This is a genomic window from Paenarthrobacter sp. OM7, from assembly GCF_029873575.1.
Classification (GTDB): domain Bacteria; phylum Actinomycetota; class Actinomycetes; order Actinomycetales; family Micrococcaceae; genus Arthrobacter.
On record NZ_CP123579.1, the window covers coordinates 1,571,584 to 1,593,687 of the forward strand.

Genomic DNA, 22,104 nt, shown 5'->3' on the forward strand with positions numbered 1-22,104 from the left:
ATGTTGCGGCATAATAGGTAGATGACCTCGCTGCCCTTGCTCGAACCGGACACGCAGACCATCTGCTGCCCGCCAGCTACACCAGCCCTTGGCGCTGAAGAAGCGCAGCGCCGGGCCATCGTGTTCAAAGCGCTGGCGGATCCCAACCGGCTGCGCCTGCTCTCCATCGTCAAGGCCGCCGACGGCGGTGAGTCCTGCGTCTGCGACCTCACCGAACCGCTGGATCTGGGTCAACCCACAGTCTCCCACCATCTGAAGATCCTGGTCGAGGCCGGTCTGTTGCATCGCGAAAAGCGCGGCACCTGGGCATACTACTCGCTGGTCCCCGGAGCCCTGGATGACGTCGCCGGAGTCCTCACTGCCCTATGAGCCGTGATTTTGATGTCCGGCCCATGCAGGAAGCCGACTGGCCCGCTGTCCGGCGCATCTTCCAGCAAGGCATCGAGACGGGGCACGCCACCTTTGAGGAAAAGGCTCCCGATTGGGAAACCTTCGACACCTCCAGGTTGAAGGCGCACCGGATCGTCGCCGAAGCGCCCGGACGGGGCGTTCTGGGTTGGGCCGCCGTCTCCGCCGTCTCGTCCCGGCCTGCCTACGCGGGCGTGGTCGAACACTCCATTTATGTGGCGGCCGAAGCCCGCGGCCTCGGTCTGGGCAAAGCCATTTTGCAGGCACTCATCGACTCCACCGAGCGCGACGGGGTGTGGACTATCCAATCCAGCGTCTTCCCGGAGAACCAGTCCAGCCTCCGGATCCACGAATCCGCCGGTTTCCGGGTCATCGGACACAGGAGCCGCATCGCCCGCATGACCTACGGTCCCGCCGCCGGCCAGTGGCGCGACACACTCCTGCTCGAACGCCGCTCACCCGCAGTGTAACTATCTGATTGATGCCGCTCACTAAACCGGCGGCATTCTTGTCGGTGGTCCGGCCGAAGCCTTCTTGTCGGTGCGTGGCAGTACAGTAAAGGTATTCGAATATATGTTCGAATGCGCGGCGTGTCCTGCAGGGGAACAGCGGCGTGCGTGCTAAGGCCGAACGGAGGAGGAGGACGATGTCCAAGCCAGCACTCATGCATCAGATGCAGGAGATCGCCCACGTGGATATCAACTGCTTCTATGCGTCGGCCGAGCGTGCGTTCAATCCCTCGCTGGAGGGCAAGCCGCTGATCGTGCTGTCCAACAACGACGGTTGTGCAGTCACCAGGTCTCCGGAAGCCAAGAAGCTGGGGATCGGGCTGGGGGAGCCATGGTTCAAACTTGCTCCACGGGCCAAGGAATGGGGGCTCATTGCCCTCTCCAGCAACTACGAACTGTATGGGGACATCAGCTCCCGTGTCATGGAGCTCCTGGCCCGCTACTCGGCGTGGCAGGAGGTCTACTCCATTGATGAGGCGTTTCTCGGAGTGAAAGGGCAGCCCGAAGAGCTGCTGGAGTTGGGACGCACCATTAAAGCGGCGTGCCAACGGCACGTGGGGGTTCCGGTCTGCGTAGGTATTGCCAGAACCAAGACCCTCGCCAAGCTGGCCAACAAATGGGCCAAACACAATCCGGGCTTCAACGGAGTGTGCCGGTGGGACTCGATTCCAGAAGCCCACCGTGAAGCACTCATGGCACGGCTCTCCGTGATGGAGATCTGGGGTGTTGCCACCAGGCTGACCAAACGTCTGAATGCCATGGGGATCTTCTCCATCCTGGACCTGGTCCGGGCTGACCCCGTGGCTTTGCGGGACAAGTTCTCCATCGTCATGATGCGCACGGTGCTGGAATTGCAGGGTACCCCGTGCATCCCGATGGAGGAGGAAAGGATCGGGAGGGACCAGTTGATCTTCTCCCGCTCCTTTTCCACGCCGATCACGACGGCGGCGCAGCTGCGGCAGGTGCTCAGTATCTACGGACAGATGGCCAGTGCCAGGCTGGCCAAACATGACCTCCAAGCAAGGCTGTTGACGGCCTTTGCTGCCACATCGGTCTACAACCCCAACGACAAGTCGTTTCCCACCGTTAACGTCAAACTGCCCATGCCCACTTCGGATCCCGTGCTGCTGACCAAGGCAGCGCATGCGTTGGTTCCAAGGATCCAGGAAGGCGTGAGGTACGCCAAGGCCGGGATCATGGTTACTGACCTCCGTCCCAGCGGCAACCAGAAGCCCCTGGAGATCTTCGAGAACCGGCACGAAGAACGTGGCATCGGCCCCCTGCTGGAGCAAGTCAGCAAGCGGTACGGCCGCGGCTCCATAGGTCTGGGGCACGCTGGAATCAAGGGAGGACCGGACTGGTCCATGAAACGCGACATGCTCAGCCCCCGGTACACCACCAACTGGGATGAACTTCCCTTGGTAAAGGCGGCCTGACGTGGGAGCCGCCACCTCGTAGAGACCGGGAGGCTACGCGCGCAGCCGGTACCCTCGCTTCACGACGGTCTCCACGAGCTTGCCGTCCGGCAGCGAGGAACGCAGGCGGCTGACCGTCATGTCCAGGGCATGCACAGAACCGCGCAGGTCCAGCAGGTCCGAGAGCGCTTCCCGGGACAGTACCGCTCCGCCCGCGCCGAGCAGTGCCCGCAGGAGCAGCAGGGGAGCCGGTGCCAGGTCCACCACCTCACCGTTGATCCGCAGGCAGCGCCCGCGCAGTTCGATCGTGGCGCTCTTGGTCTCCAACCGGCGTACATGGTTAAGGGACAAGTGTTCGGTCACCAAACGGATCAGTGCGCCCATGCGGTAACGGTCCGGGATCAGTGGCGTCAGCCCGGCGTCGACCAGTGGTAGTGCGGTGACCGGCCCAACAGCGGCAACAGTGACGGGCCCTTTAAGGGCTTCGATGAGCTGGCGGTACAGGCCCATTTCGTGAGCTGTGCTCCACATGGCGTCTACGGCCGGAGCGCTGGTGAACGTCAGTACGTCCAGGTTGCCGCCCACCACTGCCTCGATCAGGCGCGGCAGCTTGTCTTCGCCGTCGGGCTTCACCCAACGGTACGGGGTCACGGTCAGGACCGTGGCGCCGGACATGCGCAGCCGTTCCAGCTGGCGGACATCGGTGTATCCATGCAGTTGCACGGCGACCGTTTTGCCGCGCACGCCCTCGACCAGCAGCATATCCACCAGCGTGGCGGTGGTTTCGTCACTGCTGATCCCGACGTCGGCAAGTCCTGCAGCGCGCACGGCACCGCGGGCCTTGGGGCCGCGGACGAACATGCGGCAGGCGGACAGGGTTTCCAGGAGTTGCTCGCCGATACCGAAGGAATCGGCGGCTTCGCACCAGCGGCGCATGCCGTAGGCGGTGGTGGCGATGCAGATGTCCGGCTTGGCCGCGATGATGGTGCGGGTGTCCTCGATGAGGACCATGTCTTCCTGCACAGGGGCGATCTTCAAAGCGGGGGCGTGCAACACGCTGGCACCGCGACGCTCCAGTGCCTCAATGAGGTCACGGGAGCGGCGGTGCGAGGTGACGCCGATTCGGAATCCGTCCAGCGGGGCGTCGACGGCTTCGGAAACCTCCGGAGCGGCAGTAGCGTCGTGGACTTCGATGGCGCGTGCAACAGTCATGTGTTTTTACCTTCAGGCTTCAAGGAGCGAAGCCGCCAGGCGGCTCAGTTCAGCGGATGCTTCTGCATGGTTGCGGTTGGCTTCAGCCACCCGGACCACCTCGCCGATGACCAGCACGGCCGGGTTGCTGCAGCCTGTGGCAGCTGTTTCGATCGTACCCAGATCAGCGATGGTGGTGCGCTGCCCCGGGCGGTAGCCACGTTCCACCACAGCCATGGGCATGTCCGCGTCCATGCCTGCCCGGCGCAGCCCTGCTGCAAGCTGGGGAAGGGTACCAATGCCCATGAGGACCACAATCGTGCCGCCAAGTCCGGCAAGGTGGGTGTGTTCCTTCTCGGTCAAGGGGGCATGGCCGGACACTACGGTGAACATGTGGCTGACTTCGCGGTGCGTGACCGGGATCCCGGCTGCGGCGGGAACGGAGATGGCGCTGGTGACACCGGATATCACCCGCACCGGGACGCCTGCCGCAACACAGGCGGCCACTTCCTCGCCGCCTCGGCCAAATACATACGGATCGCCGCCCTTGAGCCGGACCACGTTCTTGCCCAGCAGCGCAGCTTCCACCATGAGCTTCTCGATGTCACGCTGGGTCACCTTGTGCAGGCCCGGCTGCTTGCCAACATCCACGAGTTCGGCCGAGGTCAGGTCGGCCAGCTCCTGGTACGGGGCCAGACGGTCGTAGAACACCACATCGGCATCACGCAGGGCGTCCACGGCGCCAACCGTGAGCAGGTCCAAGGCTCCTGGACCTCCGCCCACCAAGGTCACGTGGCCGTCGGCGCCCGGTGCCGGCTCAAACGCGACAGGTATCCCCGCATCGCGGCAGCGTTCCACCAGCGGCAGCCACCCTGCGTCGCCGTCGTCCACTATCGCCACCAGGAACGGGCGCTCCGGAAGTTGACCGTCGCCCGGTTCACCTTCCGGGGTGCTCAGCCGGTACACGTTGGCACCGGCGCTCTGATAGCGGCGGATGGCCTGGCGGGCGGACTTTTCCGATCCCGTGACAAGGACGTCACGGCCGGTGAGATCAATGGTGAGCTGCATGGTGAACCCCTAGTTTCCTGCGCCGACGGTTTCGCTGCGGACCGGGATGGTGGAAGCGATGAGCACGCCGCCCTTTTCCTCGTTGGTGGCCGGGCGGATCTGGCCGCGCTCCGGAACGAAGGAGATGGACTCGTCCTTCTGGTCGGGGGCGTTGACGAACGAACGGAAACGGCGGAGGCGCTCCGGGTCCTTCAAGGTCTCGGCCCACTCGTCCTCGTAGGTGTCGATGTGCTTGGCCATGGCCGCTTCAAGCTCTTCGGCGATGCCCAGGGAGTCGTTGACCACTACCTCCTCGACGTGCTTGATGCCGCCGTCGAGTTCTTCCTGCCAGCGCGCGGTGCGCTGGAGGCGGTCAGCGGTGCGGATGTAGTACATGAGGTAGCGGTCGATGTACTTAAGCAGCGTTTCGTCGTCCAGGTCCTTGGCCAGCAGCTGGGCGTGGGCCGGAGTGGCACCACCGTTGCCACCGACGTACAGGTTCCAGCCATCGGCCGTGGCGATGACGCCCACGTCCTTGCCGCGGGCTTCGGCACATTCGCGGGCGCAACCGGACACGCCCATCTTCAGCTTGTGCGGGCTGCGGAGGCCGCGGTAACGAAGCTCCAAAGCGATGGCCATGGCTACCGAATCCTGGACACCGAAACGGCACCAGGTGGATCCAACACAGGACTTCACTGTACGGAGGCTCTTGCCGTAGGCCTGGCCGGACTCGAAACCGGCGTCCACCAGTTCCTTCCAGATGTCCGGGAGCTGCTCCAGGCGGGCACCGAACATATCAATGCGCTGGCCGCCGGTGATCTTGGTGTAGAGGTTGTACTTCTCGGCAACTGCGGCGATGACGCCGAGGCCCTTGGGCGTGATCTCACCACCGGCGATGCGGGGGACCACCGAATACGTGCCGTCCTTCTGCATGTTCGCCAAGGCGCGGTCGTTGGTGTCCTGAAGGGAGCCGCGGCCGGCATCCAGGACGTAGGCCGAGTGCTGGCTGGCCAGGATGGAGGCGATGGTCGGCTTGCAGATGTCGCAGCCGGCACCGGTGCCGTACTTGGCCATGATCTCTTCGAAGGAGGTGAGTTCCAGGACGCGGATGGCGTCGAACAGTTCCTGCCGGGAGAGACTGATGTGCTCGCACAGCGCCTTGGAGACCTCGATGCCGGACTTCGTCAGTTCGCCCTCGAGGAGCTTCTTCAGCATGGGGACACAAGAACCGCACTGCGTGCCGGCACGGGTGCAGCCCTTGAGTTCGCCGAGTTCCTGGACGGGAGCATTGCCTTCGCATGCTCCGCATCCGTTGATGGTGTCCCGGATGGTCCCGGCCGCAACGTTGTTGCAGGAGCACAGGATGGCGTCGTCCGGCAGTTCGGTCTCGGGAGCTTCGCCGCCACCGGCGGCGCTCAAGTATGCACCGGGCTCTGCCGAGAGCTCGCGTCCCAGCAGCGGGCGGAGGCTCATGTAGGGGGAAGCGTCGCCCACGAAGATGCCGCCCAGGAGGGTCTTGGCATCGTCTGTGGTGACAATCTTCTGGTAGACGCCACGTGCGGGGTCGGCGTAGACGATTTCCAGGGAGTGCTCGGTCCGGGCAAAGGCGTCGCCGAAGCTGGCAACGTCCACGCCGGACAACTTGAGCTTGGTGGCAGTGTCAAAGCCGGGGAACGTCGCTTCGCCACCATGCAGGCGGTCCGCAACGATCTCGGCCATGGTGTTGGCGGGTGCTACCAAACCAAGGCACATGCCTTCAAAGTTGGCCACTTCGCCGATGGCCCAGATGCCGTCCACTTCGGTGGCGCAGAAGTCGTTGATGACCACGCCGCCGCGTTGACCCAGGCTGAAGAGCTGTTCCTCGCCGTCTGCGGCGCGGAAGAGATCATCACGGGGCTTGACGCCAATGGCAACAATCACGAGGTCGGCATCGATAGTGCGGCCGTCAGCCATGAGGACACCGGTGACGTTGCCGTCGTCGTCCGTCACCACCTCCGAAGGGAAGACGCCACCGTGGACTTCGAAGCCCTTTGCCTCGATCAGGCGACCCAGAGACTGGCCGGCTCCCTCGTCCAACTGGGTATTCATGAGCCACGGAGCGCCGTTGATGACGATCGGAGTGGCGCCCAACTGCTCGGTACCGGCAGCGGACTCAAGTCCCAGCAGGCCACCACCAATGGTGACGGCGTTGACCTTGCGGCCCAGCTTTTCGCGAAGACCGGCAATGGCCCTGTTGATCGCCCACACGTCGTCGAGCGTGCGGTAAACGTGGGTGTGTTCAGCCCCGGGAATAGGGAGACGGGCAGCGTCCGAGCCCGAGGCCACTACCAGGTGGTCGTATTCGTACTTGTTCCCCGCGGCGGTGAGGACGCTCTTGGCCACCGGGTCAATCTTGACGGCGCGCTCGCCGGTCTTGAGGGTCAATGCCTCGTGGTCCCACATGGATGCTTCCCCCAAGGTGAGGTCAACATCTGTTTCCGTGAGGGCTTTGCTCAACGCTACGCGGTCGTAGGGGAGGTGTGCCTCTTCGGTCAGCACCGTAACCTGCCAACCTTCAAGACCGCGATTGACCATGGCATCAGCGAAACGGTGGGCAGCGGGCCCGCCGCCGACGACGACGACGCGGCGCGGGTTCTCTGTACTTGAAGTGTGTCCGGTCACTGGTGGGCCTTTCGCAGATGTTGCAGACGGATCTGTCGCAACTTGTGGTTCCAGCCTAGGGACGGGCAGTTTCGCTTCAGTTTCCCTTTTGTTTCGTGATCTTAACTTCTGCATCACAACCGCATTTCGCGGGGTGTGAGGTCTCTTTTACGCGTTGGACACAAACCCGGACACCTGACGAAACACCCGGGTCCTAGCGTGGAAGAGCGGCCGCAAGCGTGGCCCGGTCCGGGGGAGTGACGGTGGGAACAGCCACCACCCGGACACAGCGAGAGGGGCTGAAATGACCGTAATTCTGGACCGTGCCGAGGATCTGACCACCACCGGCGAGTGGCACGTCGTGTGCCCGGTGGATGAGCTCGAAGTCGCCTGGGGCGAAGCGGCACTGATCGCCGGCCGCCAGGTTGCCCTGTTCCGCACTACGCCCACCGAAGTATTCGCTGTGGCACAGCAGGACCCGGCAACACTGGCCAACGTCATGGCGCGCGGCATCATTGGATCCCGCGGAAGCCGGCCGACCATCGCATCGCCGCTCCACAAAGAGGTCTACGACCTCGAAACCGGGGAGTGCTTCACCAACCCCGAACTGAGGCTCGATGTCTTCGCCACCCGTTTGGTGGACGGCTTTATCGAGGTTGAACTCTAAGCCAAGCCGGCTAAAGGCCCATGCTTCCTAAAGGCCCAGTGCTTCGCGGACATCCCTGAGGACGTCGTCCAGCGATGTCCGCGCTGCCTGGCGGGCAGCGGGGAGTTCCGCTGCGGAGTCCACGGCCTGAATGACTTCCAGGTAGCACTTGAGTTTGGGCTCCGTGCCGCTAGGCCGGATGATGACCCGGCTTTGGTCCCGGGTGAGGTACAACAGACCGTCTGTGGGCGGTAAGGCTTCGCTTCCTTCGGCGAGGTCAGTGAACACCTCGACGGCGGAGCCACCGAACGCTTCCGGCGGGTTGACCCGCAGGCGGTTCATCATGGCATCCAGGAGTCCCAAGTCCGCTACCCGGATGCTTAACTGGTCGCTGGCGTGCAGGCCGTGCACCAGGTAGAGGTCATCGAGGGTGTCGAAGATCGTCTTGCCCTCGGCTTTGGCAGCGGCGGCCAATTCCGCGATCAGGACTGCAGCTGAAATGCCGTCCTTATCGCGCACCAGATCCGGTGCCACACAGTAGCCCAGTGCCTCCTCATATCCGTAGCTGAGGCCGGGAACCCGTGAAATCCATTTGAAGCCCGTCAGCGTTTCCTCATGCTTGTACCCTGCGGCCGCGGCGATCCGCGACAGCAGCCGCGAGGAAACGATCGAGTTCGCGAAGACGCCGTCACGGGGTTCTTCGCCATCACTGACTGCCATGCGGGCCACAATGTGGGCACCCAGCAGCGCACCCACTTCATCGCCCCGGAGCATGCGCCAGGACCCCGTCGAGGGATCCAACGCGGCGACCGCAGCCCGGTCGGCGTCGGGGTCGTTGGCCAAAACGATGTCCGCACCCGCGTCTGCGGCGGCCGCGAGGGCCAGGTCCAGTGCGCCGGGCTCCTCCGGGTTGGGGAACGCGACTGTGGGGAAGTCCGGGTCCGGCTCGGCTTGTTCGGCCACGAGGGTTACATCCGTGAAACCCGCTGTCTTCAGGACGGAGACAGCCGTTTCACCGCCCACACCGTGCATGGGCGTCAGGACGATCTTGAGGTCCCTGGCGGGGAAGTGTTCACGATCCACCAGGCCGGCCATGGCAGATTCATAGTCGGCGGCAATGGCCGTCGGCAGCACTGTCCACCCACTGTCTGCCAGTTCGATGGAGTCCAAGGCACCCACGGCTTCAATCCGGGCGGCTATCTCTGCGTCGTACGGCGCGACGATCTGCGATCCGCGCCCGCTTTCCGACACTGCATGTCGTCCCAGGTAGACCTTATAGCCGTTGTCCTGCGGCGGGTTGTGGCTGGCTGTCACCATCACGCCGCCGTCGCAATCCAGGTTCCTGACCGCGTAGGCGAGCAACGGCGTCGGAAGAGCTGCCGGCATCAGGAACGTCTCGATGCCTGCCGCAGTGAAGATCGCCGCAGTTTCTTCCGCGAAAATGTCCGAGTTGTAGCGGGCATCGAAGCCTACGACGGCGCGAGGCCGGGTTCCCGGCGCAGCGGCAGCTACCGTTTCAGTGAGGAAGGCCGCCAGTCCCGCCGCTGCCCGGCGGACGACCACGCGGTTCATGCGGTTTGGCCCCGGGCCGAGCGCTGCGCGGAGGCCGGCTGTGCCGAATTGCAGGGTGCCGTTAAAGCTGTCGCCCAGTTCCTGGGCTGCTCCCGCATCACCGCCGCTTGCGAGGTCGGCCAGCTCCTCCAGGGCAGCGGCCGTCGCCGGGTCTGGATCCTGGGAGGCCCACTCGCGGGCGTCGGTGAGCAGCTGTTCAAATGCGGCATCGCTGGATGTCATAGGGTCAAAACTATCCTCAATGAGCCGAGAACGAGCAACGAGGAGTGAGATCCCAACCTTAAATGCGGTTGTAAAGGGTGGGATCTCACTCCTCGGCGGGCCTTAGAGCGAGTGGGAAGTGATGGTGAAGTCCGTGTCGCCGCCCAGGCTGAACGCTGACGATCCGGTGTTGTCCCAGTCCGGGAAGAACGTGTCTGAAATGACCGCCGCTCCAGAGCCTGCGAAGACCTCCACCGAGGACGCATCCAGAAGAATCGTGAGCCGGACGGTGCGATCGTTCCCGGAGGGCTGCAGGCTCACCTCATGGAACGGGCTGAACTTCTCCGAGAAGTTACTGGTCCCGGCCTCTGACCGGTCCACCTTGAGGGTGCGCGATTCCTTGGCGTAGGAGATGCGGAGGCCGGCTTTGCCGTCCGAGGATTGGCGGAGGATCAGGCCGGACTCGCTCGCCGAGGCGAGGTTCATTTCCAGTTCAATCAGCTGGGTCCGGGCTGCGAAGTCCGCACCCAGGTCCTGGGGTGAGGACCCGACGGTGAGGTTTTTGCTCTTCACTTCACCGGAGCGTTCCAGCGTTTCCTTTGCGGCACCGGCGATGGCCGATCGCAACTCAAACCCCTTCGCGCCCCGAACCAGGGTGAGTTCACGGGGAATGGCCATTGAACCGCGCCATGGCGTGGTGGGCACATCCTGGGCGTAGTCCCAGTTGCCCATCCAGCCCAGGAGCACGGGCTTGTTCCCGGGCGCGCCGGAAATGGAGTTTGCTGCGTAGTAGTCCGCGCCGTGGTCCAGCCACTGCGAATCCTCGAGCGGCGCATCAGCGGCAGCCGCGTTTTCAGCGGTGAAGCGGGTCCCGTCGAACCCACCCACAAAGTACTGCATCCCTGAGCCGCCGGCGATGCCCCCGGGATTGATGCTGAGGAGCATGACCCACTTCCTGGCCGTGGAGTCCTCCACATCCATCTGCACAAGTTCAGGTACTTCCCAGAGCCCACCTTGGGCGCCGACTCCGGAGAAGTCACTGAGGAACTCCCAGCGGAGGAGGTCTGTGGACTTGAACATCTTCACTACTTGGGCGTCGGCCACTACGGTGGTCATCACCCAGTAGCGGCCGGGCTCGTACCAAGTGATTTTGGGATCGCGGAAATTGTTGTTGGTGGGGTCGAGGTTCAGCACGGGGTTGCCGTGATACTTCTGCCAGGTGGAGCCGCTGTCCAGGCTGAACGCGATCGATTGCGCCTGCGCGCCTTGGGGGAGGGCGCCGTTCTTGCCATAGGCGCTGGTGTACAGGGCCACCATGGGCGGGTTCTCTGCCGAGCCAAGGCCGGACGCATTGTTCGAATCCACCACGATGCAGCCCGAGAAGATTTCTTCGTCGGGGCTCGCCTCCATGGCTACGGGCTGCTCTTCCCAATGCACCAGGTCCTTGCTGGTGGAGTGGCCCCAGGACATGTTGCCCCACGAGTTGCCGTGCGGGTTGTACTGGTAGAAGGCATGGTAGGTGCCGTCGTGGTAGACGAGGCCGTTGGGGTCGTTGAGCCAGTTCTTCCCAGCCGTCAGGTGTGCGACGGGCCGCCATGGATCCGAAGGGGACGGACGGTGCCCGCCCGGGGTGGGGGCCGCCGTCTGGCCTTCCGTTTGCGTGCAGGAAGCGGCAGAGAAGGCGACCACGACGGCGGCACTTGCGGCCAGCAATTGGCGGCGGGACAGGTGGGGGCTGGGGTAAGTCATGGGGAGAAATCCTGAGGGTTGGGGTGGCAGGGGTGCCGGCTCTTCTGGAGCCGACACCCCTGCCGTGGCCAAGGGCCGGGGTGTTGCGGCCTACTTGTAGTGGCCTTCGCCGCCAACGCGGACGTTGGTGGGCAGGTAGCCGAATGGGCCAAGGCCGTTCTTGCCGAAGCTGCGGTCAACCTGCGTCACGCCGGCCTTGAAGTTCATCTTCACGGTGGGTGAGAGGGAACCGCCGCGGACGCCGTCCACGTTGTCGATGAAGGACTGGACGAGTCCGCCAGGCTGCACGTAGTGCGAGTACGCCTGGAACTGACGGCCGTTCTGGCGCGGGTCCGGACCTTCCGGAGCGTTGGCCTGCATGTTCAGGTCCGTGGGGGAGCCAAGGGCCAATCCGCTGTTGTTGACCGGCTGGTAGTCGGAGCGGACGCCGTTGCCGACGAATCCGTAGACGCCATCGGGGCCGCGCATGCCGTCTGCGTACGTGAACTGGTGGCTGATGGTGAACAGGTAGTACTTGTTCTTGCCGTTCTCGTTCTGGATGAAGATCTGCGGACGCTCAGTCTGGTCGTTGACACAGTTGGCGGACAGGATCGGCGGGAGGAAGCTCCACTTGGTCAGGTCCTTGTTGTCTGCGACAGCCAGGCCTACGTTCGCGGTCTGGTACCAAGCGCCGGTGCTGTTGACCTGGGCCAAAGTCTCGGCGTTGGGGTCGCCGGGGGCGTAGCCAAGGTCTTCCTGCTTGCACTTGTAGGAGCCACGGGTGCCGCCGGTGTTTCCTTCGAAGACCATGAAGGTCTTGCCGGGGTGTGCCGGGTCGGCGAACGTGTACGGGTCACGGAACGCGAAACCGGGGTTCTGCGTCTTGTTCTGGTAGAGCTTTCCGTCCGGTTCCAGGAGCTTGGTGTGCTGGAAACCGTCGAAGGTCACGCCGTTCTGGTTGGCGTGGATGTTACCCAAGGTCTTGGCGATCGCGGCATCGGGAGCGATCCCGCCACCGCCTGCGTTCCGCTCGGCCACATCGTAGAACGTGGTGGCCGTGTAGAAGACGTTGATCTTGTTGCCTTGCATGAGGCGGGTGGAACCGGACCACTCGGTGTTGCCGATGGAGGTGTTGTCGAGGAACAGGTGTCCGCCGTAGTTCCACTTGTCCTTGGCAGGATCGGCGTTGGTCTTACGGAAGAAGTAGCCGATTCTGGCATTCCAGTGGCGCTGGTCGAAGCCGTAGCCCTCATGCCGGTCAGCCACCAAGGAGAAGATGACGTCCCAGCCCTTGTAGCTGATCTGGTTGGCATTCTCGTCCGTGAGGGACCAGGTGTCCCACACCCAGACGTCGTCGTTCATGGCCGGGAAGTCCTTCGGGATTTCCGGCATCGTGACGTTCGGGCTCATCGAGTTCTGGCCGGGCGCAACATTGGGATTGCTCTGGGCCATGATCTGCTTGGCGTCCGCCCGTGTCCACTTGGACGTGAAGTCCGCCGCGGGATCGTACGCCTGTTGCGTGTGGTTGGTTGGCAACGGGAAGCCGGGTGTGGGTGCCGGCATGGTGCTCGACGGCGGATCGGCCGGCAGGTTCGCCTGCGCCGCCGGCGTCCCCAGCAGGATGCTGCCGGCCACGCTGGCTGCGGCTGCGAGGGCTGTTGCCTGTCGCAGCCGGCGGCGTGGCCGTTGAGGGGTTGAGTGCGTGTTCATGCTTGCTCTTCTCGCGGAGTGTTGGACTTCGTGGAGTGGGGCGCATGCCCTGACCCCCGGTTGGGGGTTCTCTACAACTGGGGCGTCCATCGATCCGCTGGAGGCGTCACCGAGGGACGCCATCGTTTCGAGGTGCGGGGAAGCCTCGTAGGCCTCCACCGCGGTAGTCCCGGCACGTCGACTTACCGGAACACGTTCCACGCTAGACACGTGTTAGGTCGGACATCAAACGGTGTTTAGCGGGCGGTTTGAGCTACCGGCGGGTATCTGCGCAAGCGTTTACATTGCCAACGGGCGCGCGTGCCACATCTGGGGGTGCAGGATCAAATGTTGCGCGATAAAACAGATTTATCCTGAGAATTTGCTGTGCGTTTACGTCCTCCCTGGAATTGTTAGCGCGCACCTCTTAAACAGCAAAGCGGGGCCACCGTGGATGGTGGCCCCGCTTCTCCGTGAAGTGGTTAGAGCTTGGCGATGATGTCCGCCAAGAGCTTCGAGATGCGCTTGCCGGCTGCCTGCCCGGCTTCCAGGACTTCAGCGTGGCTCAAGGGAACCGGGCTGATGCCGGCTGCGAGGTTGGTGACCAGGGAGATACCGAAAACTTCCATTCCTGCATGGCGGCCGGCGATCGCTTCCAGCGCCGTGGACATGCCCACCAGGTCTGCGCCGATCCGCTTGGCGTACTGGACCTCTGCCGGTGTTTCGTAGTGAGGTCCGGTGAATTGTGCGTACACGCCCTCCTGCAAGGAGGAATCCACTTCACGGGCGAGGTCGCGGATGCGCGAGGAGTAGAGATCGGTAAGGTCAACAAATGTGGCGCCCTCAAGCGGTGAGGTTGCGGTGAGGTTGATGTGGTCGCTGATGAGGACGGGGGTGCCCGGGGTCCAGTCCTCGTTGAGCCCGCCGCAACCGTTGGTCAGCACCAAGGTCTTGCATCCGGCGGCGGCTGCGGTGCGTACGCCGTGGACTACGGACCGCACGCCGCGGCCTTCGTAGTAATGGGTCCGCGCCCCCAGGACGAGCGCACGCTTGCCCTCCTTGGTGAGAACGGAGCGGATGGTACCTACATGGCCCACCACCGCTGGTTTGTGGAAACCGGGTACCTCCGAGGCATTCAGGGTGGCGGTAGTTTCGCCGATGAGGTCGGCGGCCTCCGCCCAGCCCGATCCGAGCACCAGGGCTACATCATGGGACTCGACGCCGGTCTCGGCGGCGATGAAGTCTGCGGCGGCCTTCGCGGCCTCAAAGGGGTCTGTGTTCATCAGCTCAGTGTTACTCACTGGTACAAGCTACCTTGCGGCCGCAGGACTTTGGTAGGGACCCGCGCGCTGGTGAGGGTGGGCTGAGTGGCAGCCCACGCGGCAATGAGCGAGAATTGAGGATTGTGACCACCCAAGTTGACTTCAGTGCCCCCCGTATCGCGATCCTGGGAGGTGGTCCCGGCGGATATGAAGCTGCCATGGTGGCCGCCTCACTCGGCGCCCACGTCACCATTGTTGAGCGGGCAGGCCTTGGCGGCTCTGCCGTGCTGACCGACGTCGTGCCTTCCAAGACCCTCATTGCCACCGCCGATCTCATGACCCGCGTCGGTGAGGCGGACGAGCTGGGAGTGAAGTTCGACGGCGACGGCACGGCCTCGAAGCCCCGCGCCGACCTCAAGCACATCAACGACCGCGTGCTCAACCTGGCCCGCGGACAGTCCGAGGACATCCGCGCCGGCCTGGAGCGCCTGGGCGTGGAGATCGTCATTGGGTCCGGCAAGCTCCTGGACAACAACACCATCGAGGTCCTGACCCTCGAAGGCACCCGCACCATTGATGCGGACGCCATCCTTCTGGCCGTCGGCGCCCACCCACGCGAACTCCCCACTGCCAAGCCCGACGGCGAACGCATCCTCAACTGGGCCCAGATCTACAACCTGGATGAGCTCCCGGAAGAACTGATCGTCGTGGGATCAGGTGTCACCGGCGCCGAATTCGCGTCCGCCTACAACGGCCTGGGCTCCAAGGTCACCCTGATTTCCAGCCGAGACCAAGTCCTCCCCGGCGAGGACACCGATGCCGCCAAGCTGCTGGAAGGCGTCTTCGAACGTCGCGGCGTCAACGTTTTGTCCAAGTCACGCGCAAATGCGGTGGAGCGAACGGACGACGGCGTCAAGGTCACCTTGGGTGACGGATCGATCGTCACGGGTACCCACTGCCTGGTGTGTGTTGGTTCCATCCCGAACACAGCCGGCGTCGGCCTTGAAGAAGCCGGTGTGACCCTCACGGAGTCCGGCCACATCAAGGTGGACGGTGTTTCCCGCACCACCGCCCCCAACATCTATGCTGCCGGTGACTGCACGGGCGTGTTCGCGCTCGCCTCCGTGGCAGCCATGCAGGGCCGCATCGCGATTGCCCACTTCATGGGCGACGGCGTGAAGCCGCTCAAGCTCAACCAGGTGGCGTCCAACATCTTCACCTCCCCGGAAATTGCTTCGGTGGGTGTGTCCGAGGCCGACCTCGCGTCCGGGAAGTACCAGGGCGATGTTGTGATGCTGTCCTTGCTCAGCAATGCCCGTGCCAAGATGCGCAACACGAAGGACGGCTTCGTCAAGATCATTGCCCGCAAGGGTTCAGGCACCGTGATCGGTGGGGTTGTGGTAGGCCCGAATGCTTCGGAATTGATCTTCCCGATCTCCGTGGCTGTGACCCAGAAGCTCCACGTGGACGACGTCGCAAGCGCGTTCACGGTGTACCCGTCCCTCACGGGATCCATCTCCGAAGCTGCTCGGCGCCTGCACGTGCACATGTAGCTCCGTAGTCAGAGCCCGAGCGCCCGTTTCGAGGCTTCGCTGCGCACCATGCCGTTCGCACGGCACCCTGCGCAGCGAGCCATCGAAACGGGCGTTTCTGCTCCTAGTGGCGGAGTGCCTGCACAGCCTGTGCCAGCGGCATGCGCAGCGCGGGGCCGTGTCCCGGCAGGATCACGTTGGCTTGTACGCTCTCCAGCTGCCGGGCAGAGGCCAACGCCCCAGACGGGTCGGAGTGGTACATCCTGTGCAGCATTTGGGGTCCGGATGCCGGGCTGATCGGGTGGCCCGTGACAAAGGTGTCACCCACGGCAATCGCCTGGGCACCCGGCAGCAGCAATGCGACGTTGCCAGGGGTGTGCCCGGGGAGCGGGATGGCCTGGGGGTGGCCCGGCAGGCTGTGTAGTCGGTCCGTGGTCCAAGCCTCCGCGCGCATGGCCGGCTCCGCTTGAAGGGCCTTGGCTTCGATGACGTGGAGCATCCACCGGAAAACGCGGGGACGCCATGCGCGGAGCAAAACCTGCCCGAACGTGACCTGATGCTTCTCCCTGCCCTGAACGTGGGGGAGCTCCTCGGGGGAGCAGAGGATGGGCGTGCCGAAGGTCCGTGAGAAGTACGCCGCAGATCCGGTGTGGTCCACGTGCCCGTGCGTGATGAGCATGGCTTTGGCGTCGGCGGGCTCCAGGCCCAGCTCCCGGATCGATTCCAGGACGAGGTCGCGGTCGGCAGGGTAGCCGCCGTCGATCATCATGAAGCCTGAGGAGTCACGGACGAGGAGCCAGTTGGACGCAGGTCCCTCAACAAAATGGACGCCGGGCGCGGGTTCGGATACCTTCACACCGGAATTCTAGGTTGTTCCTTGCTCTGGTGACGCGAGAACGCTGGAATGCTGCGGGATCGCCGATCCGGACCAGGCGATTTCGCAGCGTTCCAGCGGGATCGCAACCGGCTCCAGCTGCGGTGCTTCCGCGGTCTCAGGCGGCAGCCGCTTGGAAGTGTTTTTCGATGATCCCCTTGATGTCCCCATGGCAGCCCCCGCAGCCCGTTCCGGCGCGGGTGGCCTTGGAGACCTCGCCAACTGTGCTGCAGCCCTCCAGGACGGAGCCTGAGATGGTGGAGGCGCTCACTCCTGCGCAACGGCACACGGTCCGCTGGGGATCGTTGCTGGTGGCGCCGGTGTCCAGTTGGTCGGGACCATCGAGCCGGAGCAGGAGGGAGCGGTCGGCGGGCAGCTCCGAGGAGCGCTCGAAGAGCACCACCAGCTCAGCAGCCGTCCGGGGCATGCCCACCGCAACGAGGCCTTCCAGCACCCCGCCGCGGGTGGTCATCTTCACGTAGCGGCCGTGTTCGGGATCGGCCCACTGGGAGATCTGCCGGCGGGCACGCCCTGAAGCAGCACCGGCTTCCAGCAATTCTTCATCCCAGGGATCAGCCACGTTGTCTCCCGCCACGGCAAGGTTGATGCTCCGTGACTTCAAGACCACCACTCCGGGCTTTTCCTTGGGGAGCGGCTCGAGGGCATCCGCGGCGGCCTGGCCGTCCCGGGCAAGGACCACGAGGTATTCGGCCAACCACTCGGCCTGCCGCCACCCTGGGCCCACCAGGCCGGACGGGCCGGTGGCTGTGCGGCATTCAACGCAGGAACCGTCCGGGCAGCGCACTTCTGCACAGTCGCCGATCGCGAACATGTGGGGCTCGTGATAGGTCCGGAGGTGGTGGTCCACCAGGATGCCTGCGCCGGTAGGAAGTCCACAGCCCTCGGCAAGTTCGATCCGGGGGCGGACACCACACGACAAGACCAGCAGATCGCCGTCGATCGCTGAGCCGTCATCCAGCAGCAGCGCTGAGAAGCTGCCGTCAGTGCCGGACGTTTCGATGCCGGTGGAACGGGCATTGCCGGCCATCCGGACGCCACCCGCCCGCAGGCTGTTGGTAAGGACGGAGCCACTGCCGCGGTCAATACTACGGCCCAGGGGGAAGGGTCCGTTGTGGACCACCGTGGTTTGGGCGCCCTCTTCAGAGGCCGCCAGCGCGGTTTCCAAACCCAGAACCCCGCCGCCCAGGACCACCACGCGTTTGCCATCGGCAACCGCGGCGCGAAGCACGGCAGCATCCTGCAGATCGCGCAAAGCTGTGACTCCGGCCGGAAGGACGGGCTTGGCCGGATCGGGGTTGAGCCCGGTGAGGTTGGGAATGACCGGACGCGAGCCAGTGGCAAATACCAGGCGGTCGTAGTGTTCAGAGGTGCCATCGGAGAGGACTACCTGCTGGCGGGCGCGGTCGATCCTTTGAGCCTTGGTGCCCAGGCGGACGTCAACGCCGTCGGACTCCAACTCGGACGCACCGGCCATCGCCAACGCCTCGGCCGTGGTGCGCCCCACGCCGAGCTCAGCAACCATGACCCTGTTGTACGCAGCCTCTGTCTCTTGGCCCACCACCAGCAGTTGTACCAGCCCCGTGCGGACGGCGGGGAGCAGTTCGTCAATAAGCCGTGCTGCCACTGGTCCGAATCCAACTACAACAATGCGCTCGCTCATGATGCCTCCTTGACGTCCAGTGGCAGCCGCGTCCCGGCAGGAACTGCGTACGAGGCCAATTCCTGGGTGGAGACTGCCCGCCGGACCCATACCCGGCTGGTCTTGAATTCCGGCATGCCGGAGATGGGATCTGTGGCCGCTTCGGTGAGGCGGTTGGCGTTTTCCTGGCCGGGGAAGTGGAACGGCAGGAAGACAGTGTCGGGTCGGACGGTGGTGCTGAGTTCAGCGCGGCAAAGTACTTCGCCGCGCTCATTCGTGACGGTGGCGTAGTCGCCGTCGGCGATGCCGCGGGCAGCTGCTGTGCCTGGGTGGATGAGAAGCCGGGCCTGAGGCTGTGATGCCATCAGCTCGCTCACGCGACGGGTCTGGGCGCCGGACTGGTAATGCTCCAGGAGCCGGCCGGTAGCCAGGGCCAGCGAATCATCCGCAAACGAACGGACGGCCCGCTTGGAGGGGGTCACCGGAACCATGACGGCCCGGCCATCGGCGTGGGCAAATCCGTCGGCGAAAAGCCGCGGAGTCCCGGTGCTTCCCACAGGATAGGGCCAGTAGGCAGCTTCGCCCCGGTCCAGCATGGCGTAGTCGATGCCCGAGTAATCGGCCAAACCACCTGCGGATGCCAGTCGCAGCTCTTCAAAGACGGTCTCGGGATCGTCGCTGAACGTTGAAGGGGCCTCAAGAAGTTCAGCCAGTCGCGCCATGAGCCACAACTCGCTGCGAACACCCGGGGGAGGAGTCAGTGCCCGGCGACGTCGGATCACGCGGCCTTCGAGGTTGGTCAGCGTGCCCTCTTCCTCGGCCCACTGCGTCACAGGAAGAACCAAATCCGCTTCAGCAGCTGTCTCAGACATGAAGAAGTCGCAGACCACCAGGAAGTCCAGGCTTCGAAGTCCTCGGATCACTGCGTTCGTGTCCGGCGCCGAGACCACTACGTTGGCACCATGCACGAAAAGGCACCTGACGCCGTCGGGCTGTCCAAGAGACTTAAGAAGTTCGACGGCGGGCAAGCCGGGACCGGGGATGAGCGACTCGTCGACGCCCCACACGCCGGCCACGTGGGCGCGCGCAGCGGGATCGGTGATCTTGCGGTAGCCCGGGAGCTGGTCGGCCTTCTGTCCGTGTTCGCGGCCACCCTGGCCGTTGCCCTGGCCGGTGAGCGTGCCGTATCCGCTGCGCGCAGAGCCGGGCAGGCCAAGGAGCAGGCTGAGGTTAATGGCCGCCGTAGCGGTATCCGTGCCGTCCACGTGCTGTTCCACACCGCGTCCGCTGAGAATGTAGCTGCCGCCGTCACGGGCTCCTTGCGCCAAACGGCGGGCGGTTTCACGGATCAGGGTGGCTGGGACGCCGGTGATGGACTGGACGCGTTCCGGCCAGAACGCCGAAAGGCTCCGCACCACGGCCGCGTAGCCGCTGGTGTTGGCCTCGATGTACGCCGCGTCGGCCAGGCCTTCGTGAACCACCACGTGGCTGATGCCCAAGATGAGAGCCAAATCGGTACCTGGCGTCGGCTGCAAGTGGAGACCGCCGCCGTCGGACGTGAACGCAGCAGTAGCCGAGCGGCGGGGATCCACCACGATCAGGCCACCGGCGTGCCGTGCGCCCTGCAGGTGCTGGACGAACGGAGGCATGGTCTCGGCAACGTTGGAACCGAGCATGAGGATCACGGACGCGGTGTCGAGGTCCGTGACAGGGAAGGGCAGTCCGCGGTCCACACCGAAGGCGCGGTTGCCTGCCGCAGCAGCGGAGGACATGCAGAACCGGCCGTTGTAATCGATCCGTGAGGTACGCAGTGCCAGCCGGGCGAACTTGCCCAGCAGATAGGCCTTCTCGTTGGTGAGGCCGCCGCCGCCGAAGACTCCTACGGCGTCATTCCCGTACTGCTGCTGGGTGTCCTTCACAGCTGCGGTGATGAGCATGAGGGCCTGGTCCCAGGAGATCGGCTGGTGGATGCCGTCCGATCCTCTGAGCATGGGTTCGGTGACGCGCCCGTTGTGACGCAACAACGACGCCGATGTCCAGCCTTTGCGGCACAGCCCGCCCCGGTTGGTGGGGAAGTCGCGCCCGGATACTTCCAGGGGAGCGGCCGGGGCTGCCTCCGGTGTGGCCGCTGCCGCTGCTCCCGGCACTGCCGAAGCAGCCGGGGTCAGCGTCATGGCGCACTGGAGCGCGCAGTAGGGGCAGTGGGTATCGGCGCCGTTGGGCATCTAGATGTGTCCGATCGTGTTGCGCTTCTGGGCAGGGCGGATGTAGAAGACCCAGCAGACGGTGAGCATCAGGACGTAGGCTCCAACGAATCCGTAGAACGCCGGGGTGTAAGAGCCGCTGGCCGTGTTGGAAGCATTGAGAACCTGGGGGATCACGAAGCCACCGTAGGCGCCGATCGCGGAGATCAGGCCGAGCGAGGACGAGGCGAGCCGCGCAGTGGTGGTGCTCGGGGCTCCGGCGCGGGCGGCCCTGCTGGACGTTGCGAAGATGACAGGGATCATGCGGTACGTGGCACCGTTTCCGAACCCGCTGGCCAGGAAGAGCAGCAGGAACAAGGTGAGGAAGAGCCAGAAGTTCTTCAGCGGCAGCGTCCAGATCATGGTCAAGGTGATCACAGCCATGGAGGCGAACGAGGCAATGGTCATCCGGGCGCCACCCATGCGGTCAGCCATGCGGCCACCGTAGGGACGGGCCAGGGAGCCAACCAGCGGGCCCAGGAAGGCAAGTGAGAGTGCCACAGCACCGACATGGATGGAGGAGAAGTCCGGGAAGTAGTCTTTGATCAGCTTGGGGAAGACGCCCGCGAAGCCGATGAAGGAACCGAACGTTCCGATATACAGGAACGCCATGATCCACAGGTGCGGCTCCTTGAGGGCGGCAAGTGAACCGGCTACGTCACCCTTGGCGCTGGTGAGGTTGTTCATGTACTTGTAAGCGCCGAAGGCGGCGATGATGATCAGCGGAATCCAAATGATGCCTGCCATCGGTAGGTTGACGGTTCCGGCGGCCAGGAGAGTGATGGCGATCGGGACAACAAGCTGGGCGACGGCGGCACCCAGGTTTCCGCCGGCGGCGTTCAGTCCCAGGGCCCAACCCTTTTCACGGGCGGGGTAGAAGAAGGTGATGTTGGCCATCGAGCTGGCGAAGTTGCCGCCGCCAAAGCCGGCAAGCCCGGCCATGAGGAGCATGACGCCGAAGGGCGTTTCCGGGTTGGAGACGCAGATAGCGAGGCCTGTGGTGGGAATCAGCAGGAGCAGCGCCGAGACGATGGTCCAGTTCCGGCCACCAAACTTGGGAACCATGAAGGTGTAGGGAATACGAAGCGTGGCGCCTACCAGGCTGGGGATGGAGATGAGCCAGAAGATCTGGTTGGTGTCAAAGGCAAACCCGGCTGCGGGGAGCTGGACCACCACGATGGACCAGAGCTGCCAGACGACGAAACCGAGGAATTCGGCGAAGATGGACCAGTAGAGATTGCGCTTGGCGATGGACCGGCCTTCGGCTTCCCACTGGCCCTTGTCCTCGGCATCCCAGTTGGCAATCCAGCGGCCGGGGCGGTGTTCAAGAGCGGGGGCTGCGGTGGCAGTGGACTGGGCGGGAGCCAGTGCATCTGCGGTGCGGTCAACAGTCACGGAGTGCCTCCTTGGTGGGGGACGTTGTTATTCCAAGGTAGGTTTTGCGCATTTCGTGGACGGGCGCCGTTTGTAAACGTGCTGTGACATTT

The 22,104-nt window shown here is 64.3% G+C and carries 16 protein-coding genes; 5 read left to right on the forward strand and 11 right to left on the reverse strand.

Annotated elements, in window-relative coordinates; all coding sequences use genetic code 11:
• Nucleotides 1-21 precede the first annotated feature (21 nt).
• The 3 genes from QEH68_RS07355 (at nt 22) to QEH68_RS07365 (ending at nt 2,353) form a co-directional block, all read left to right on the forward strand.
• A complete protein-coding gene (locus tag QEH68_RS07355) occupies nt 22-369 on the forward strand; it encodes a metalloregulator ArsR/SmtB family transcription factor (protein WP_207596868.1) in 348 nt (115 codons plus the stop codon).
• Nucleotides 366-878 (forward strand): N-acetyltransferase family protein, encoded by a 513-nt coding sequence (locus QEH68_RS07360; RefSeq protein WP_280627558.1) that lies wholly within the window; start codon nt 366-368, stop codon nt 876-878. Before QEH68_RS07355 ends, QEH68_RS07360 begins: the two co-directional genes overlap by 4 nt.
• 176 nt (nt 879-1,054) lie before the next feature.
• A complete protein-coding gene (locus QEH68_RS07365; protein ID WP_280627559.1) occupies nt 1,055-2,353 on the forward strand; it encodes a Y-family DNA polymerase in 1,299 nt (432 codons plus the stop codon).
• Between the two features lie 33 nt (nt 2,354-2,386).
• Here the strand turns inward: QEH68_RS07365 and QEH68_RS07370 are convergent, their stop codons facing one another.
• The 3 genes from QEH68_RS07370 to nirB are packed head-to-tail and all read right to left on the reverse strand — an operon-like array spanning nt 2,387 to nt 7,231.
• Nucleotides 2,387-3,544 carry a uroporphyrinogen-III synthase gene (locus tag QEH68_RS07370; RefSeq protein WP_207596870.1) on the reverse strand — a complete coding sequence of 386 codons (1,158 nt, stop codon included), beginning with the start codon at nt 3,542-3,544 and terminating at the stop codon, nt 2,387-2,389.
• Nucleotides 3,545-3,556: 12 nt separating this feature from the next.
• Nucleotides 3,557-4,591 (reverse strand): uroporphyrinogen-III C-methyltransferase, encoded by a 1,035-nt coding sequence (gene cobA / locus QEH68_RS07375; protein ID WP_280627560.1) that lies wholly within the window; start codon nt 4,589-4,591, stop codon nt 3,557-3,559.
• 9 nt (nt 4,592-4,600) lie between these two features.
• The gene (gene nirB / locus QEH68_RS07380) at nt 4,601-7,231 is read right to left on the reverse strand and encodes a nitrite reductase large subunit NirB (RefSeq protein ID WP_280627561.1); all 2,631 of its coding nucleotides are present in this window, start codon (nt 7,229-7,231) and stop codon (nt 4,601-4,603) included.
• Between the two features lie 283 nt (nt 7,232-7,514).
• Here nirB and nirD point away from each other — a divergent pair, with 283 nt between their 5' ends.
• Entirely contained in the window at nt 7,515-7,877 is a 363-nt protein-coding gene (gene nirD / locus QEH68_RS07385) for a nitrite reductase small subunit NirD (RefSeq protein ID WP_280627562.1), read from the forward strand.
• A gap of 27 nt (nt 7,878-7,904) precedes the next feature.
• On the opposite strand, the gene QEH68_RS07390 is transcribed toward nirD, so the two are convergent.
• From QEH68_RS07390 to QEH68_RS07405, 4 genes are all read right to left on the reverse strand, one after another.
• Nucleotides 7,905-9,650: a phospho-sugar mutase gene (locus QEH68_RS07390; protein WP_207596874.1), complete on the reverse strand. Its 1,746-nt coding sequence runs from the start codon at nt 9,648-9,650 to the stop codon at nt 7,905-7,907.
• Between the two features lie 102 nt (nt 9,651-9,752).
• Nucleotides 9,753-11,378, reverse strand: coding sequence for a glycoside hydrolase family 32 protein (locus tag QEH68_RS07395; protein WP_280627563.1), 1,626 nt, complete (start codon nt 11,376-11,378; stop codon nt 9,753-9,755).
• 90 nt (nt 11,379-11,468) lie between these two features.
• Complete coding sequence (locus tag QEH68_RS07400) at nt 11,469-13,067, reverse strand: glycoside hydrolase family 68 protein (protein ID WP_280627564.1); 1,599 nt, start codon at nt 13,065-13,067, stop codon at nt 11,469-11,471.
• Between the two features lie 461 nt (nt 13,068-13,528).
• Nucleotides 13,529-14,329, reverse strand: coding sequence for a purine-nucleoside phosphorylase (locus tag QEH68_RS07405; RefSeq protein ID WP_207596877.1), 801 nt, complete (start codon nt 14,327-14,329; stop codon nt 13,529-13,531).
• Nucleotides 14,330-14,451: 122 nt separating this feature from the next.
• Between QEH68_RS07405 and QEH68_RS07410 the strand changes: the two genes are divergently transcribed.
• Nucleotides 14,452-15,861: an NAD(P)H-quinone dehydrogenase gene (locus QEH68_RS07410; RefSeq protein ID WP_207596878.1), complete on the forward strand. Its 1,410-nt coding sequence runs from the start codon at nt 14,452-14,454 to the stop codon at nt 15,859-15,861.
• A gap of 103 nt (nt 15,862-15,964) precedes the next feature.
• Here the strand turns inward: QEH68_RS07410 and QEH68_RS07415 are convergent, their stop codons facing one another.
• The 4 genes from QEH68_RS07415 to QEH68_RS07430 form a co-directional block, all read right to left on the reverse strand.
• Complete coding sequence (locus tag QEH68_RS07415) at nt 15,965-16,696, reverse strand: MBL fold metallo-hydrolase (RefSeq protein ID WP_207596879.1); 732 nt, start codon at nt 16,694-16,696, stop codon at nt 15,965-15,967.
• A 136-nt stretch (nt 16,697-16,832) separates the two neighbouring features.
• On the reverse strand, nt 16,833-18,395 hold the full coding sequence (locus QEH68_RS07420; protein WP_280627565.1) for an FAD-dependent oxidoreductase: 1,563 nt from the start codon (nt 18,393-18,395) through the stop codon (nt 16,833-16,835).
• On the reverse strand, nt 18,392-20,599 hold the full coding sequence (locus QEH68_RS07425) for a molybdopterin oxidoreductase family protein (RefSeq protein WP_280627566.1): 2,208 nt from the start codon (nt 20,597-20,599) through the stop codon (nt 18,392-18,394). The genes QEH68_RS07420 and QEH68_RS07425 overlap by 4 nt, the downstream gene beginning before the upstream one ends.
• Complete coding sequence (locus QEH68_RS07430; protein WP_280627567.1) at nt 20,600-22,012, reverse strand: MFS transporter; 1,413 nt, start codon at nt 22,010-22,012, stop codon at nt 20,600-20,602.
• Nucleotides 22,013-22,104 lie beyond the last annotated feature (92 nt).

What these genes read in the sequence shown, in the direction of transcription:
- QEH68_RS07355 (WP_207596868.1), top strand. Translation starts at nt 22, where the DNA reads ATGACCTCGCTGCCCTTGCTCGAACCGGACACGCAGACCATCTGCTGC.
- QEH68_RS07390 (WP_207596874.1), bottom strand. Translation starts at nt 9,650, where the DNA reads ATGACATCCAGCGATGCCGCATTTGAACAGCTGCTCACCGACGCCCGC.
- QEH68_RS07420 (WP_280627565.1), bottom strand. Translation starts at nt 18,395, where the DNA reads ATGAGCGAGCGCATTGTTGTAGTTGGATTCGGACCAGTGGCAGCACGG.
- QEH68_RS07365 (WP_280627559.1), top strand. Translation starts at nt 1,055, where the DNA reads ATGTCCAAGCCAGCACTCATGCATCAGATGCAGGAGATCGCCCACGTG.
- cobA (WP_280627560.1), bottom strand. Translation starts at nt 4,591, where the DNA reads ATGCAGCTCACCATTGATCTCACCGGCCGTGACGTCCTTGTCACGGGA.
- QEH68_RS07400 (WP_280627564.1), bottom strand. Translation starts at nt 13,067, where the DNA reads ATGAACACGCACTCAACCCCTCAACGGCCACGCCGCCGGCTGCGACAG.
- QEH68_RS07425 (WP_280627566.1), bottom strand. Translation starts at nt 20,599, where the DNA reads ATGCCCAACGGCGCCGATACCCACTGCCCCTACTGCGCGCTCCAGTGC.
- QEH68_RS07405 (WP_207596877.1), bottom strand. Translation starts at nt 14,329, where the DNA reads ATGAACACAGACCCCTTTGAGGCCGCGAAGGCCGCCGCAGACTTCATC.
- QEH68_RS07360 (WP_280627558.1), top strand. Translation starts at nt 366, where the DNA reads ATGAGCCGTGATTTTGATGTCCGGCCCATGCAGGAAGCCGACTGGCCC.
- nirD (WP_280627562.1), top strand. Translation starts at nt 7,515, where the DNA reads ATGACCGTAATTCTGGACCGTGCCGAGGATCTGACCACCACCGGCGAG.
- QEH68_RS07395 (WP_280627563.1), bottom strand. Translation starts at nt 11,378, where the DNA reads ATGACTTACCCCAGCCCCCACCTGTCCCGCCGCCAATTGCTGGCCGCA.
- QEH68_RS07370 (WP_207596870.1), bottom strand. Translation starts at nt 3,544, where the DNA reads ATGACTGTTGCACGCGCCATCGAAGTCCACGACGCTACTGCCGCTCCG.